Here is a 14,994-nt window from a genome sequence, read left to right as displayed (position 1 = left end):
CAAGTAGAGTGGTACCACGGGGATTCAAGCCTCCGTCTCTTTGTAGACGGGGGCTTTTTGACGTGTTGCGAACCGTAACCAACAACAGGAGGAGAACGAACTTATGCTAAAAGAAATTGCCGCGCAAGTACTAGAACCTATTATGAACATGAACGGGGCAGACATCGAACGTGCCTTGGAAGTACCTCCGCAGAGCGAGCTCGGCGACTTGGCGTTCCCTTGCTTTCCATTGGCGAAGCAGTGGAGACGTTCTCCACAGCAGATTGCGGTGGAGCTTGCAGAACGCATCAATCAAGAGAGCGATAACATTCGGATACGAGCGGAAGCCTCTGGCGGATATGTGAATGTATGTTTTGATCAAGATTACTATGGCGAGGCTTGTCTTGCCCGCATGCAGGAGCCGTTGTTCGGCAAGTTGTCGATCGGAGAGGGGCAGCGTGTCGTTATTGATATGTCGTCCCCGAATATTGCGAAGCCGTTCAGTGTCGGTCATCTGCGTTCTACGATGATTGGAAATGCGCTTGCGCACCTGTACGAAGCTGCAGGATACGAGGTGTTGAAGGTGAATCACCTTGGGGATTGGGGTACCCAATTCGGCAAGCTGATTACGGCCTATAAGCTGTGGGGGGATGAGGACACGCTGCGCCAAGATCCAATCCGTGAGAGCTTGAAGCTGTATGTAAGATTCCACGAGGAGGCGGTTCAGCGGCCGGAGCTGGAAGACGAGGCGCGCGAATGGTTCCGCAAACTTGAAGCGGGCGATGCAGAGACCGTACAGCTGTGGACGTATTTCGTTAACGCAAGTATGGTCGAATTCAACCGCATGTACGAACGACTCGGCGTTCACTTTGACCACGTTCTTGGCGAGAGCTTCTACAATGACAAGATGGATGCGGTTGTCGCTCATTTGCAGCAGCTTCAATTGCTCGAAGAAAGTGATGGGGCGATGGTCGTTCGTTTGGATGATGAGGGTATGCCGCCATGCTTGATTTTGAAATCAAACGGCACAACGATTTACCCGACACGTGATTTGGCAACGGCGATCTATCGTAAGGAAGTCATGAAGGCTGACAAGCTGATTTATGTAGTTGGCGCGGAGCAGCAGCTGCACTTTCAGCAGGTATTCGCCGTGCTTGGCAAGATGGGATATGAGTGGGCACAGGAATGTACTCATGTTCCGTTCGGCTTAATGACATTTGAAGGGAAGAAGATGTCTACGCGCAAGGGCAAGGTTATCTTCCTTGATGAGGTATTGAATGAGGCAGAGAATCGCGCGCTGCAAATTATCGAAGACAAGAATCCATCTCTGCAAGAGAAAGGCAAGGTGGCATCGAAGGTTGGGATTGGTGCGATCATCTTCGGTGACCTGAAGAGCAGCCGTATGCTGTCTGTTGACTTCAACCTGGAGGATGCGCTGCGCTATGAAGGCGAAACCGGCCCTTATGTACAGTTCACACTCGTTAGAGCGAAGAGCTTGCTCGTCAAAGGGGGATGGACGTCATACTCTGATTGTCTAGCGGATACCGCGGTGCTTGGCAAGGATGCAGCGGAGTGCGAAGGTGAGCTGCTGGGCAAGAAATCAATTGCAACAGGAGGAGTAAGTCAAGAAGCATGGATCTGCTTGAAGTCTCTCAGCAAGTATGAGCGTGCTCTTCAGATGGCGGTGGCTAGCAATGAGCCATCCATCTTCGCCCGGTATTTGCTTGATGCAGCCAAGCAGTTCAACCGTTATTACCATCAGGAGCAGATTCTCGTGGAGAATGAGATCGAGCGCCGCCACAAATTGCGTATCGTCGCAGCGGTGGCACATGTGCTTGAAGCGGGGCTGAACCTGCTTGGCATTGAAGCGCCGGAACATATGTAGGGCGTTATATCGATGTGAGTTGTGAAAAAGAGAATCGCATCATCTGTATCACTTCATTGATTATGCGTATGTTAGGCATGAATTTCGTAGGGGTGGTGGGTTGGTTTGTACTCGCAATCTGAACCTGTCTATCTGTAGACGACAGAAGAGCCGCGGAGATAGCGTCTCCCGGCTCACGCACAGGTCACATACAGGGGTCATGTACAGGTCACGCACAGATCATTTATAGATCATTTACAGGTCACTTGCAGATTAGGCTTGATGCTACTGTTATTATCGCAATTTTTCTAAATTCTGGAGCGAGAAGCGGGAGGTTCATCTGTTCAATGGCTGCTGTTGTATCCTATATAGCGTTCAGTCCCTTTTTATCGGAAAATGGGATCAGGTTTTGCTTCGCACTTTTGGATGTCATTAGGATAAACATTTGAACTTTCTGTTCGTCATTTGTAGGCAGAGTTGCTTTATCCTTTTCTCGATAAGCCTTGTGAAGTTCTGATAGAGAAGATGTATCGTATTTAAAATATATAAAAGGATATTTAACTATCGAACTCGTGATTGACAAAGGAGAAGAGATGTGAAAAGATGTACCTAACGAATATTAGTTAGGGGGGGTGTGTCATCGTATTATATGTGTGGAATGTTGCATGCATTGCCTAACGAATATTAGTTAGTCTGAAGGAGATGAGTAGAATGACAGCTAACCGAATTATTGAGGTCGCGTTGAATCATTTTGCAGAACATGGCTATGAAGGGGCTTCCCTTGCGAATATCGCGGAACAGGTAGGCATCAAGACGCCATCTATTTACGCTCATTTCAAAAATAAAGATGATCTGTTTGTTAGCATAATCCGCCGTGCAGTACAAGAGGAAATGGGACACTTGCAGCGGTACATTCAGACACACCGCGAGCATCCGATTAAGGATGTGCTGTACGGATTGATTCAACAATATGAGGCACGCTATGAAACGAGCAATCAATTGAAATTCTTGCTGCGGGTGATGTTCTTTCCGCCTGTTATCATGCAGGAGCGAGTTATGGAACTGGTCAACGCCCATCTGGATCAGATGGAACGGGAGCTTATGGCCGTGTTCAAGCTAGGAGTGGAGCGAGCGGAGATTGATCAATTGGATATGGAGATGATGACCGCTTCTTATATGTGTCTTGTTGATGGCATTCTCGTTGAAATGCTGCTTGGCGGCCCGGACAGATTCCGACGCCGCTTCGATGCTTCATGGCGCATATATTGGCGCAGCCTGACACGAGACTAGTTCGTGAAGTGGTATGAACAATGAATCTCTTGTTGAGAAGAAATATAGAAAAAAATAAGAATGGTGTAAGCTGCATCTGTGGGATGCAGTGCATGGAATAGTGCTCGTTATAGAGATAGCAAGGAAGGGAGAGAACAACAAATGAATAAGCATTGGATCTACGTATTTATCGCAGCCTTCTTCGAGGTTTTCTGGGTGATCGGATTGAAGCACGCGAACAATGTATGGGAATGGGGAGGTACGGCCATTTCAATTATTGTCAGCTTCTATGTGATGATTATGGCAGGCAAGAAGCTCCCTGTAGGGACGGTATATGCCGTATTCGTTGGACTTGGAACTGCTGGAACTGTATTGGCAGAGATGGCTTTCTTTGGAGAACCGTTCAAGATGATCAAGGTGCTGCTTATCCTTGTGATGCTAGCAGGTGTGATGGGATTAAAGCTGGTGACGAATGAGAACGAAGCGAAGGGAGCTGAATCCTAATGGCTTGGATAAGTCTCATTGCAGCAGGATTATGTGAAATGCTTGGTGTGGCGATGATTAGTAAACTGAACAAGGATCGCAACTGGCAATCCTTCGTCTTTATGGCGGCAGCATTCAGCGCTAGCTTCATTTGTCTGTCTATTGCGATGAAGTCGCTCCCGATGGGGACGGCGTATGCGATATGGACGGGAATTGGCGCATCTGGGGGTGCCATCCTCGGGATGCTCTTCTACGGGGAGTCCCGCGATTGGAAGAGAATCTTATTCATCTCCATGGTACTCGGAGCAGCAATTGGGCTGAAGCTAGTTTCTTAATGTTGAAGCTGACAGGGCAGCGTCGGGGCATTTGTGCAATTGGAATAGTCAGATCGTGATCCGTCACAAATGAGGAACAACTCCATACCTTAATTAATCTTGTAAAGCGCCTCTCGCTATCAGCATGGGAGGCGTTTTTGTGACGTTGATTAGAAAATGAAGGAAACCCTGCCATAGATATCGAAGTCAGTAACGACGTAGTACTCACTAGTAGAGTTCATCTTCAGAGCAGCAAGCTGTGAAGAACATGGGAAGGGGATAAGACCGTTATGGAGTTGGCAGCTTGGGTGGATCAATTGTTAGAGAAGCAGGGATATAACGGATCGATCTTGCTGGCGTCACAGGGTAAGATTGTCATAAGTAAAGGGTACGGCCTAGCGAACGTGGAAGAGAGGCAGCCCATTAATAAGGATACAGTATTCAAAATTGCATCAATTGCCAAGCAATTTACGGCAACAGCCATTATGAAGCTGCAGGAGCAAGGGCTGCTTCGTGTAGAAGATAAGCTTGCGAAGTATGTACCTGAGTGTACAAGGCTTGCAGATGTTACGCTCCATGAGCTGCTCACTCACTCCTCTGGATTGGACGAAGATGCGTTAATTGATTGGAATGTACATGAGGATCTAAGGCCATTGCATACGCTGGCGCTCGATACCGTCACGCCATCCGGTGCAAAAGGGGCGTATCGTTATAGCAACTTCGGTTATGCGCTGCTTGGACTGATTGTAGAGAGACTGTCGGATCAACCGTATGAAGCGTATATCGAGAAGGAATTCTTCGAGCCATTCGGTATGACAAGAACAGGCGGACGTATGGATATACTTCGCAGTGAGCCGAACATGGGGATCGGCTATAGAGGGGGAGAACTCGCTTGGAAGGAAGATATACCAAGCCATAACAGTGCAGGAAGCATTGTCTTCTCCACTACCGAAGACCTGTTCCGCTGGGATCGTGCCCTTCGCTCAGGCCAAGTGGCGAATGCGGAGTCAATCGATGCGATCTTCACGCCGCAAGCTCGAATTGATGAGGAACGCAGTTATGGCTACGGATGGGTCGTATATCCGGATCGACCGCATATCTCGTATCATAATGGGGGATTATCGGGCTACAGCTGTACGATGATTCGGGATGCGAAGTCGGATTCGGTGCTTATTGCCTTGAGTAATTTAGCGGATATCGGCATGCAGCCTATTGATGTACTGAAGCAGGGCTTGCAGGAGCATTTCCCAGCGTTCATGCAGCTGTAGCAGTAGCAGTAGCCTAGCTGCTAAAGGAGCGTACAGGTTATTCGGAACGGATTGTGTCAATTTGCAATTGCTTTACAACGGAATCAGTGCGTATTCAAGATTTGGCTGGGTAACGGAAGGAGTGCATCGCGCATGGCGATCCAAATATGCAGCAACTGTGGGTATTCGAACGAAAAGTCCGCATCAGTATGCATCGTCTGCAGTCACTCCCTGAAGGACGCCTCCTTACAGGGAACGCCAGAGGAAGATAAGCAATACAACGGCATCTTGGCTGTGAAGCAAGTGGAGCTTACATGCTCTGAGTGTAATGGAAATGTAGAGCAAGGCTCCACGGAGTGTAAAAATTGTGGTTCCATGATTTCGAATCAGATTGCCAGTGAGAAGTCAGATGATCAACCTAGCGAAGAGCAAGCGTCAGAGCGCAATATAGGCTGCACTTCACTCTTGATCGTACTCATAGCCACCGCTATTTATCCAATTGTCGGAATCTTAGTGGGAGGCGTATATGCCTTCAACAACGACAAAGAGAAGCGGGGAGTCGGTATCGCGTTATTGGTACTGGGTTTATTGTTGAAGTTGGGCTACTGGGTGATGCGGTAATCGGGTATCAGTGGATGAGATACTTGACACCGAGTAACAGAACATGTAATTTATTTAGAAAATATAACCGCGAAAAGCGACGACCAAAGACATGAGAGTGAACGAGATGCACGTACAGAGAGGAGTCAACTTGGTGCAATGATTCCCTTGCAGCTTCATTCTTCCTACTTTGCAGCTGCAGATTCGATCTGCCGGGCGCAAGCCCGTTATGGAACATGTGAGAGCTGTCGGTATATGCCGACTGCTGAATTAGGGTGGTACCACGACAACGCATTCGTCCCTTATGGGATGGGTGCGTTGTTTTATTATGGAGAGAAGAAGAGGGGGATTGAGATGAAACAGAGTGAATTGTTCCTATCTACGATGCGGGATATGCCTTCAGATGCGGAGACTGCCAGTCATCGGCTGCTGCTGAGAGGCGGTTACATGCGGCAAGTTGCGGCGGGCGTATACTCGTATTTGCCGCTTGGATGGAAGGTGCTTCGGAATTTACAGGAGCTGATTCGAGAAGAGATGGAGCGGGCAGGTGCTCAGGAGATGCTCATGCCAGCGATGCAGCCTGCAGAACTGTGGCGGCAATCGGAACGGTATGCGGTATATGGTGAAGAGCTAATGCGGCTGTGTGATCGCCATGAACGTGAGTTCGTACTCGGCCCGACACATGAAGAAGTCGTTACGGCACTGGTGCGAGATGAAGTCAATTCGTATAAGAGACTGCCGCTTACACTGTATCAAATTCAGACGAAATATCGTGACGAACGACGGCCTAGACATGGCTTATTACGATGCAGGGAATTCATCATGAAGGATGCTTACTCCTTCCATCTGGATGCAGATTCGCTTCAAGCTCAATATGATCGAATGGTTGACGCATACCATCGGGTGATGCAGCGTCTGAATCTAACGTATTGTGCAGTGGAGGCAGATGCAGGAGCGATTGGCGGAAGCGGACGAACACATGAATTTATGGCACTGACCAATATTGGTGAAGATACGATTGTGTCTTGTGGGCATTGCGGATACGCCGCGAACCTTGAGAAGGCTGTTAGTCAGTCTGACTCTGCATCTGCGGCGAATATCGAAGCTCCCGATTCGGTCGAAGCTGGACATACGAAGGATGTCGACACGAAGGCTGTCCAAATTGAGGAAGCACGTTTAACAGGAGAGGCATCGACAGCAAATATGCCTGCACGTATCCATACCCCTGGGGTGAAGACAATTGATGAGTTGACAGCCTATTTGCAAGTGGAACCGTCCCAAACGATAAAGACATTGTTATATGTGGCAGATGGTGAGCCAGTTGCAGTGCTCGTTCGCGGGGATCATGAAGTAAATGAAACGAAAGTCATGCGAGCATTGACAGCCAATCAGCTGGAACTCGCAGATGCCGAGACGGTAATGCGATTAACAGGCGCTCCCACAGGATTTGCAGGGCCAGTTGGTTTGACGATCAAGTGCATAGTCGATAAGGATGCGGCTCATGTGGAAGACGCGATTGTGGGAGCGAATGAGCAGGATTACCATCTGATGCATGTGATGGCTGGGAGAGATTATGAACTCACTATGGTAGGCGATTATCGGAATATCGTGGAGGGAGAACGGTGCGTACATTGTGGTCATGTACTGTCGTTCCATCTTGGAATTGAGCTAGGACATGTCTTCGAGCTCGGAACGAAGTATACGGATAAGCTGGGCGCACAGGTGATGAACAAGTCGGGTCAAATGCAGACACTTCTGATGGGTTGCTATGGTATTGGCGTTTCCCGCATGATGAGCGCAATGGTGGAGCAGATGCAGCATGAACGAGGGCTGCGCTGGCCGGTGTCTATCGCGCCATACTTGGTGCATGTCATTCCAGTATCAATGAAGGATGCGGCACAAGCTGAAGCAGCATTGAGATTGGCTGAGGATATGAGCAGCTTCGGTGCGACTGTGCTGTGGGATGATCGCGATGAGCGGTTCGGTGTGAAACTGGCCGATGCGGATCTAATTGGCTGTCCAATGCGTATCGTTATCGGCAAGCATATTGCTGAAGGGAAGGTAGAACTTGTACATCCAGACGCCAGCACATCAGCTCTGGTAACGATGGAGCAGGCGGTTCATACGGTGAGAATGTATGCAAATCGGTCATGATCGGACGGTATGAGACATAAGGTGGAAGTGTGTGACATTCGAACAGAATGGAGGTCGTATGCTATGAATGCTTCGAAGCCATCATCCGATCAGCCGCTTCCATCTCAAACCGAGCCGCAAGTTATATATCAAGCGGATGGCTCTCACTTGCAGTGCTTGCGAGATACTCGTGAAAAGTTGCATCATATATGCCATTCGTATATGAATCGACCCGTCCGTATTCAGACAATAGACGGATTTATCTGTGATGGTGTTATTGTAAATGTGGATCGGGGAATTGTGTACGTACAGACGCAGCAGCCGGTTATGCAGCGAGGATTATACAATGCTTACATGTATAATAACGTTATCTTGCCGCTGGTGCTGTATGAATTATTGGTCATTACGCTGATGGTTACATAAGTCCACTTGCGCTTAACAGGCTGTCTGCATCCGTGAACAATTACAATTAGCCCTTGCTGTCGAAGCAAGGGCTGTTCGTGTATGGAAAGATAAAAACCGTGAATAGAGGTTGTAAATATTGGTTTAGTACTGTATAGTACTAATTATGAATGAGAGAAAACGAATACCACCATTATCGAATCGAGATCGAGTCATTGGCACGGCTGCAGCGCTATTTTTGCGCCAAGGGTATGCCTATACGAGCATGGATGAGATTATGCATGCGAGCAATGTGTCTAAGTCGAACATCTATTACCATTTCAAAAGCAAGGAGGAACTACTTGGTTCAGTGCTCGTCTATTGGATGGGACAATATGAACAGCTGTTAGGAAGCCTGCTTGAACGAACCGATCTAACCGTAGAGGAGCGAGTGGTGGCATTCGTGGATGCTGTTTCGCAGCAGCATGAGCAGTGTGATGTTCAAGTGGGATGCCCCTTCATGTCGTTATTCATGCAGAGCCCGCTTGATGCGGTTCAGGTTCGTCAGCAGATCGGACAATTCTTCGCTCAGCAGCTGCCTTTGTTCGAGCGGATGTTCGAGCAGGCAAGAGCAAGCGGAGAGATTGCAAGCCATCATCATCCGTATGGATTGGCAGTTGTACTGCTATCCGCGATAGAAGGGGCACTGCTGCTAGGTGATACAGAACCAAGCCTGCCGCGTGTCCGGCATACGGTTGCACATTTTTTTCAACTGCTTCGCTGAGGCGAGGCTTTTTTTTGACGTGAATTAGAACTGAGTAGTACTAATTATCAGAGGGGGCAATAACATGATGTACAACAAGGAAACGATCTTGATTACGGGGGCAACGGGGTTTATTGGGAGAGAGGTAATCCGGCAGTTGAAGGATGGTGATGAAAGGCTGCTTCTTCTCGTACGTTCCGCGACACGAGCAGAAAAGCTGTTCCAGCAGTACTCAGAATCGGTAAGAAGCCGTATTGTATTCATCGAGGGGGATTTGGAGCAGGAATGTCTGGGATTGAAGAAGGAGGATTGGCAATTAGCGAGGCAATCAGATGTATTAATCCATGCCGGTGGAGCGATGCAGATTACTCAATCAAGTTCAACAGCAGAGCGAACCTTCCTTCACGGTGCTCAGGCAATAAGTCGGTTAGCGGAAGAGATTCATGGTAGCAAGGGACTTCGACGCTTCATTCATGTAGTTGGCTATATGAGCCCCTTTCAACAAGACACGAATGTTAGCGGGCTTTCCATTGATGATGTGAGTCGGTTCGTGCCGCCCGATGCTGCCCCTTACGAACGTATGAAGTTCATGGCGGATCTGTGGATTCGTCAAGAGGCTTCTCGCGTTGGCTATTCGCTATCTGTTGTCAATCCTAGCACCGTTATTGGTGCTAGGCCAACTGGAAGTACGCCGCAGCTGGATGGCCTTGGGATCTTAGTGAAGGCGGTTCGCAGCAGATTGATGCCGGTCGTTCCAGGAGGGAAGCATTATTGGCTGCCTCTTGTAACGAATGACGAGGTCGCAGAAACTATTGTGTTGCTGGCTAGGGATCAGGCGAATTCAACTCGTCAATCAGCAACATACAATCTTGTTGGTGATAAGGCCGAACAACCAAATATGAAGGAGCTATTACGCGAAATTGCTCGGCAGCTCCACGTAGGAGCGCCAGTGATGTCTATGCCAATCCGGTTGCTATCGGCCATTATGAGATATGGTGGGGAAAAACTGACGGGCATTCCGACGCAATCATTGGCGTTCGTAACAGATCGCAGCTTCAATAATGATTCGGCGAAGCAACTGCTGCGTCAGAGCTCGATACGTCAGGGTTCGAATCGTACACCGCTGGATTGCAGAGACATATTACCGTTTGCTATTGCAGATATGGATTACCGTCTCACATTTCCGGAAGACAAAGGGGAGAGAAGCTTCGCCAGAGGTCGCTTCGGTTCGATGGCTGCGTGGATAAGGGAAGGATGCGGAGTGCCGATTGTACTGCTGCATGGCTGGCTTAGTCAAGCAGACGATCTGCTTCCGTTGGCAGCTGAACTGTATCAGCGAACGGGCCGTCCACTAATTGTTCCTGACTTGCCGGGGTTCGGTCGCTCACCTTCAATTGATGGGGCTGACCGAAATCTGGCTGCGGGCATTGTGGACAGCGTTGCGGCGGCCATTCAGCTTCAAGAGCCCGTAACCCTGATAGGTCATTCTTATGGTGCGTGGGTAGCGAATGAATGTGCCATTCGGTTACATGGCAGTGTGGAGGAGCTGATTATGCTGCAGCCTGTGCTGCAGCGGCCGCGTGGTGCTGTAAGGGCGTTTATCAGCCGCGGACGCACACTTGCAGCTTTTATGCTGAAGCACATGCCTGCTTCGTTAATGAATAAGGCAATGCTACGCGAGGGAGTGTTCGAACATGCATCGTCAATTCCACACGGGTATGTGTCAAGAATGAAGGCTAGTTTTCGTTCTCCTCGGATTGCTAATGCGAATGCTTCTATCATGCAAGCCATCTATCATCAATTGCCGAAAACGATGACTTCGCCCAAAGAAGTAAAGCTGGCTAGTTCGCTCGTAGGAATCGTATGGGGGGAGAAGGAGAGGCTGCATCAGCTGCCTGCCTTACTCGAGGGAGATGAGCGTCTAGTTCGCTTGCCGTACGGGCATCATTTTCCCTTATCGCATTCAGAAGCAGCTGCGTCGACTATCGCTGCGGTGCTGGGCGAAGAAACAACAACAGAGCAGAATATTTAGGCGTGATCCATTTTATTAGCCGCTTACCTTGTCTTGAAGCAGGATGGATTCGTGTATACAATAAGGGAGTGTGAGTGCCGTCTAGCAGAATGGAGGGATTGAGGATGGCATTCGGAGCCAGAGTGCTGAAGACAGGGATTGCGGTTACGCTAGCGTTGTTCATTAGTCAAATATTCCAGTTCAAAACCCCGGTCATCGCCGCCGTTGCCGCGATATTTGCGATGCAGCCTTCGATTTATCGTTCATGGAGGTATTTTCTTGAACAGCTCCAGACGAATACATTGGGCGCTGCAATCGCCTTATTGGCAGGGATGTATTTCTCGCATGAGCCGATAGCCGTCGGTATTGTATGCGTACTGGTCATTATGATTTGTCTGAAAATGAAAATGGAAGAGACAGTAGGGTTGACGCTCGTGACCGTCATTGCCGTTATGGAAGCATCAGGTCAATGGGATTTCGCCCTGCTTCGCTTCGCGCAGATATTGATCGGGATTGGTTCTGCTTGTCTTATTAATATTTTGTTCTTCCCGCCGAATCCGAAGGCACAGTTCATTACGTTGATTGAATCATGCTTCAGTCGAATGTCGCTGCTGCTGAGAACCGTCATCTCAGATGAAATGAAGGAATCCGTGTTCCAGGAAGAGAAGCAAAGTCTGGTGGATTCATTGAAGGTACTCGCCGATAAGTATAAGCTGTTCGAAGAAGAGACGAAGAAGCTGAAGCGAGCGAAGTATAGCCGCTCACGCGAGTTGGTTGTATATAAGCAGCTGCTGCATACGCTCCGCAGCGGAATTGAGGTGCTGGAAGCTATCGATGAACATTACTTCCAAGCAGCCCGTGAGCCGGAAACGAATCAAATGTTCGATCAACACTTGGAAATGTTGATTAAATGTCATGAGCATGTACTGTTGAAGTTCGAAGACAAGGTAAAGCCGAACAGCTTGGAACTGGATAAGATGGAGGAAGATAATGAGCAGTTCATGCAGATCACGATGAAGCTATGTTCCCAAGATGGCAGTGAGATGCTAAGGTTGTCCATTGTTGCCGCGGCCATGTATGAATACGGCTTCCAAATTGCAAGATTGGATCGCCTTGTCGGCCACGTCGAGAAAGATTCAGATGCGTAGCGGCAGATGGTGTGCAGCATATTGAATCTTTTCGCACCGTGCGAGCTCCCAGTGCGCGGTATTCCGCTGCATGACGGCGGTCAGTCGACCACAAGGTTCACATGAATAGCAGAATAAATAACCGATGATCGTACCAAGGGGGAAGACGGCTGATGACAGCTGTCTTCTTTCTTTTTTCATCAGCAGGATTCAATAACGCTGTACTCCCATGCTTTTGTGCCGCGCGAATGAATTTCACACAGGACAGCTTGGATATATTGATGTGAGACACAAGGACGGAACATGCAATCAATTTTAGGAAAGCTTAGGAAGGATTTCATTGTAAATTCATAATTTTAGGCATTGAACTGATGGCAAGAGCGATATATGTAAGGAGAAAGGTTGACTCTTTTATTCAGATTGGAGTGAAGTGTAGTGGAATCGGTTCATTTGGAGCATGAGGTGCTAAATAGTTTCCAAACTTGGAGAGGATGGGTAATCGAAGTTTTGAATAAGGTAGACGTGGAAATTGTCGATACGATCCCAGCAGGGTGCAATAACTCTATCCGTTGGCATGCGGGTCACCTTGCTGTGGCATGGGATCAAGGAATTTTCCAGAATGTCTTTAAGGAAAAGCACTTGCCTGAACATTATGTGGGCTATTTCGCCAATGGAACAAGTCCTTCGCAATGGAATGGGGATGCTCCTGCACTGGCGGAGATCATCACCCATTTTGAGGCACAGCGTCATATGATCGGTGAGCGAATTGTGGGAAACTGGGATCTCGACTTGGTCAATCCTTTTCTTCAATTTACGAAGGCTAGCCAAATGTTCTTCTTCTTGTTAAGTCATGAAGCCATGCATTTCGGCCAGATCAGGACATTTATCAAGACGCTTGAAGCATCCCAGCCGAATCCAATCTAAGTACTTCGTCGATAAAAGCATATACCGATGGGCAATGTCATTATGCATGTCAGAAAGGGATCAAAGAAAAAAGAGCCGTGTATCGGCTCTTTTGACAATAAACCTGTCAAATAGGAAGATGCGTAGTTAGGTAGTTAGGTGATTCCGATTGTAATGTTATTTGCGCTTTGTTTTTGGACGAACGCCGCGAGTGCCAACAGTACGCTTGCCATTTTTCACGCTTCTGATTTCTACAGGGCCTACAACTTCCTCTCTTTCGACAACCGTGAATACATGCTTAGGAATCGGGCAGCAATGATGACGGTTGATCACTTCGATCGGATGAATGATAGGCAGTATTTGAGGATGGAAGAAATCACGAATTACTGGTCTTGGCGGACATACGATTGGTTCTGCTGGCGGGCAGAACGGACGAGGACATGTCATGAATAACAACTCCTTCTGTTAAGATGGTACATTATATTGGGGAACTTGGAATTGAGTCTGTACACCTGTACTGTCTCGTGAGAAAAATGCACAAATATGGGTGGGAGACCAGCAGTGCATTTGTGTATGTCGGCTCGCTTTGAGCGTGTTATTGAACAGCGGGTAAACGTGCAAATGTGCATAGATCGAGCGGAGAAAGGGTATCTTTACCTCTATATTCGTTACGAGGTGAGACTGATGCCCAAGAGGCTTATTAATGGAATTCATCTGCACTACCATACGTATGGCACAGGTACACCCATATTGTTTATTCATCCGCCACTGTTGACCTCGGCCAACTTTCGATATCAAGCGGCGCAATTATCGTCTACTCATCAAGTCATCACCTTCGATATTCGCGGCCATGGGGAGAGTGATGCTTCCAAGGAACCCATTACGTATCCGCTCATTGTCCAAGATATGGTGAAGCTGCTTGACGAGCTTGGCATTAAGCAGGCCTATATTTGTGGATACTCGACTGGCGGAGCCGTAGCGCTTCAGGCGCTACAATCACATCCGCATCGATTCAAGGGCGGCATTCTTGTGAGTACGATGGCGGAAGCAAGCGATTACTGGCTAAGAGGAAGAATTGCGCTTGCGATCGCACTGACGGCGATGAGGGCCAAGTCATTGCTTGCGTGGGCTATTTCGTTCGGAAATGCGGACAGCCGGACGACATACCGGAACTTGAAACGTACGGCGATGCGTGGGGATGTATCGAATTGGAAGCAGTATTATCAAGCGTCATTGAAGCATCGCTGCACAGAGCAGTTGAAGAGCATTCAGGCGCCTATGCTGCTGATTTATGGCGAGAAGGACAAAGGTTTCCATCGTTATGCGGTCAAGCTCCAGCGATATTTGCCGCATTATCATTTGTATTGGCTGAAGGGGGCCAAGCACCAAATTCCGACGAAGCAAGCGCGTGAGATGAACGGGATTATTGCACGGTGGGTGCGGAATCAAGAGCTGGCATCGGAAGTGAAGGAGGAGCTTCTTGCGAAGCGGACTGTGAAATCAATGCCGAAGCAGGAGGATGCGAATACTCAGTCTGAATGGGATGGAGCCGCAAGCGAGGTGAACTCTGCAAATGCGGTGGAACCACCCTGGTACATGGAGGAAGAAGACTTGCGTACAGCTGATGCACTGCATGTTCTAACTGCAGCGGAAGCAGGAGAAGTAGATGATCATCATGCGGATGAACTGCATTGATTGGCAAGCATAAGTTGGAGATCGAGCAATGGGAAATAGAAGTGAGATATGGACTGCGACTGGATCATGGCTTATACAAATAAATGTTGGAGAAGACGCGCAGCTGTGCTTGGGGCATTGGCGCGTCTTTTTTGCTGCATATGGAAGGTCAGAGCACGAGAAAAGGATGAATGGCAGCTAGCACATTCCTTCAATAATAATAGATTTCTTTTAATAGTTATTCCA

Annotated in this window: 15 protein-coding genes and 1 other annotated feature (1 of these 16 running past the window's edge); of the genes, 13 read left to right on the top strand and 2 right to left on the bottom strand. The window is 48.4% G+C overall.

Annotated elements, in window-relative coordinates:
- Nucleotides 1-43: a binding site (T-box leader), on the top strand; it begins 201 nt to the left of the window's first position.
- Nucleotides 44-103: 60 nt separating this feature from the next.
- Nucleotides 104-1,864: an arginine--tRNA ligase gene (argS, locus tag PBN151_RS08770; RefSeq protein ID WP_072728713.1), complete on the top strand. Its 1,761-nt coding sequence runs from the start codon at nt 104-106 to the stop codon at nt 1,862-1,864.
- Nucleotides 1,865-2,207: 343 nt separating this feature from the next.
- Here argS and PBN151_RS32510 read toward each other — a convergent pair whose 3' ends face one another.
- Entirely contained in the window at nt 2,208-2,426 is a 219-nt protein-coding gene (locus tag PBN151_RS32510) for a M60 family metallopeptidase (RefSeq protein ID WP_072728712.1), read from the bottom strand.
- A 128-nt stretch (nt 2,427-2,554) separates the two neighbouring features.
- Here PBN151_RS32510 and PBN151_RS08760 point away from each other — a divergent pair, with 128 nt between their 5' ends.
- From PBN151_RS08760 to PBN151_RS08710, 11 genes are all read left to right on the top strand, one after another.
- Entirely contained in the window at nt 2,555-3,133 is a 579-nt protein-coding gene (locus PBN151_RS08760) for a TetR/AcrR family transcriptional regulator (RefSeq protein WP_072728711.1), read from the top strand.
- Nucleotides 3,134-3,274: 141 nt separating this feature from the next.
- Nucleotides 3,275-3,616: a DMT family transporter gene (locus tag PBN151_RS08755; protein ID WP_072728710.1), complete on the top strand. Its 342-nt coding sequence runs from the start codon at nt 3,275-3,277 to the stop codon at nt 3,614-3,616.
- Entirely contained in the window at nt 3,616-3,930 is a 315-nt protein-coding gene (locus tag PBN151_RS08750; protein WP_072728709.1) for a DMT family transporter, read from the top strand. Before PBN151_RS08755 ends, PBN151_RS08750 begins: the two co-directional genes overlap by 1 nt.
- Nucleotides 3,931-4,199: 269 nt before the next feature.
- Complete coding sequence (locus PBN151_RS08745; RefSeq protein ID WP_072728708.1) at nt 4,200-5,177, top strand: serine hydrolase domain-containing protein; 978 nt, start codon at nt 4,200-4,202, stop codon at nt 5,175-5,177.
- Nucleotides 5,178-5,309: 132 nt separating this feature from the next.
- Nucleotides 5,310-5,777, top strand: a complete 468-nt coding sequence (locus PBN151_RS08740) for a zinc ribbon domain-containing protein (protein WP_072728707.1) — start codon at nt 5,310-5,312, stop codon at nt 5,775-5,777.
- A 333-nt stretch (nt 5,778-6,110) separates the two neighbouring features.
- Nucleotides 6,111-7,910 carry a proline--tRNA ligase gene (locus PBN151_RS08735; RefSeq protein ID WP_072728970.1) on the top strand — a complete coding sequence of 600 codons (1,800 nt, stop codon included), beginning with the start codon at nt 6,111-6,113 and terminating at the stop codon, nt 7,908-7,910.
- 63 nt (nt 7,911-7,973) lie between these two features.
- Nucleotides 7,974-8,312 carry an acetyl-CoA acetyltransferase gene (locus PBN151_RS08730; RefSeq protein WP_072728706.1) on the top strand — a complete coding sequence of 113 codons (339 nt, stop codon included), beginning with the start codon at nt 7,974-7,976 and terminating at the stop codon, nt 8,310-8,312.
- 145 nt (nt 8,313-8,457) lie between these two features.
- A complete protein-coding gene (locus tag PBN151_RS08725) occupies nt 8,458-9,054 on the top strand; it encodes a TetR/AcrR family transcriptional regulator (RefSeq protein ID WP_028531150.1) in 597 nt (198 codons plus the stop codon).
- A gap of 64 nt (nt 9,055-9,118) precedes the next feature.
- Entirely contained in the window at nt 9,119-11,065 is a 1,947-nt protein-coding gene (locus tag PBN151_RS08720; RefSeq protein WP_083545074.1) for an alpha/beta fold hydrolase, read from the top strand.
- A gap of 104 nt (nt 11,066-11,169) precedes the next feature.
- Nucleotides 11,170-12,192, top strand: coding sequence for an FUSC family protein (locus tag PBN151_RS08715; protein WP_021254930.1), 1,023 nt, complete (start codon nt 11,170-11,172; stop codon nt 12,190-12,192).
- A 414-nt stretch (nt 12,193-12,606) separates the two neighbouring features.
- Nucleotides 12,607-13,095, top strand: coding sequence for a DinB family protein (locus PBN151_RS08710; RefSeq protein WP_072728705.1), 489 nt, complete (start codon nt 12,607-12,609; stop codon nt 13,093-13,095).
- 156 nt (nt 13,096-13,251) lie between these two features.
- On the opposite strand, the gene PBN151_RS08705 is transcribed toward PBN151_RS08710, so the two are convergent.
- On the bottom strand, nt 13,252-13,521 hold the full coding sequence (locus PBN151_RS08705) for a hypothetical protein (RefSeq protein WP_021254928.1): 270 nt from the start codon (nt 13,519-13,521) through the stop codon (nt 13,252-13,254).
- Between the two features lie 237 nt (nt 13,522-13,758).
- Here PBN151_RS08705 and PBN151_RS08700 point away from each other — a divergent pair, with 237 nt between their 5' ends.
- Entirely contained in the window at nt 13,759-14,769 is a 1,011-nt protein-coding gene (locus tag PBN151_RS08700; protein WP_072728968.1) for an alpha/beta fold hydrolase, read from the top strand.
- Nucleotides 14,770-14,994 lie beyond the last annotated feature (225 nt).

It is taken from the genome of Paenibacillus sp. NAIST15-1 (genome assembly GCF_001894745.1).
Lineage (GTDB): Bacteria > Bacillota > Bacilli > Paenibacillales > Paenibacillaceae > Paenibacillus_B > Paenibacillus_B suaedae.
This window is presented reverse-complemented; position numbering and strand designations above follow the sequence as displayed.

Bases quoted from the DNA above. Each gene is read 5' to 3' on its own strand.
- argS (WP_072728713.1), top strand. From the start codon at position 104: ATGCTAAAAGAAATTGCCGCGCAAGTACTAGAACCTATTATGAACATG.
- PBN151_RS08760 (WP_072728711.1), top strand. From the start codon at position 2,555: ATGACAGCTAACCGAATTATTGAGGTCGCGTTGAATCATTTTGCAGAA.
- PBN151_RS08755 (WP_072728710.1), top strand. From the start codon at position 3,275: ATGAATAAGCATTGGATCTACGTATTTATCGCAGCCTTCTTCGAGGTT.
- PBN151_RS08750 (WP_072728709.1), top strand. From the start codon at position 3,616: ATGGCTTGGATAAGTCTCATTGCAGCAGGATTATGTGAAATGCTTGGT.
- PBN151_RS08745 (WP_072728708.1), top strand. From the start codon at position 4,200: ATGGAGTTGGCAGCTTGGGTGGATCAATTGTTAGAGAAGCAGGGATAT.
- PBN151_RS08740 (WP_072728707.1), top strand. From the start codon at position 5,310: ATGGCGATCCAAATATGCAGCAACTGTGGGTATTCGAACGAAAAGTCC.
- PBN151_RS08735 (WP_072728970.1), top strand. From the start codon at position 6,111: ATGAAACAGAGTGAATTGTTCCTATCTACGATGCGGGATATGCCTTCA.
- PBN151_RS08730 (WP_072728706.1), top strand. From the start codon at position 7,974: ATGAATGCTTCGAAGCCATCATCCGATCAGCCGCTTCCATCTCAAACC.
- PBN151_RS08725 (WP_028531150.1), top strand. From the start codon at position 8,458: ATGAATGAGAGAAAACGAATACCACCATTATCGAATCGAGATCGAGTC.
- PBN151_RS08720 (WP_083545074.1), top strand. From the start codon at position 9,119: ATGATGTACAACAAGGAAACGATCTTGATTACGGGGGCAACGGGGTTT.
- PBN151_RS08715 (WP_021254930.1), top strand. From the start codon at position 11,170: ATGGCATTCGGAGCCAGAGTGCTGAAGACAGGGATTGCGGTTACGCTA.
- PBN151_RS08705 (WP_021254928.1), bottom strand. From the start codon at position 13,521: ATGACATGTCCTCGTCCGTTCTGCCCGCCAGCAGAACCAATCGTATGT.
- PBN151_RS08700 (WP_072728968.1), top strand. From the start codon at position 13,759: ATGCCCAAGAGGCTTATTAATGGAATTCATCTGCACTACCATACGTAT.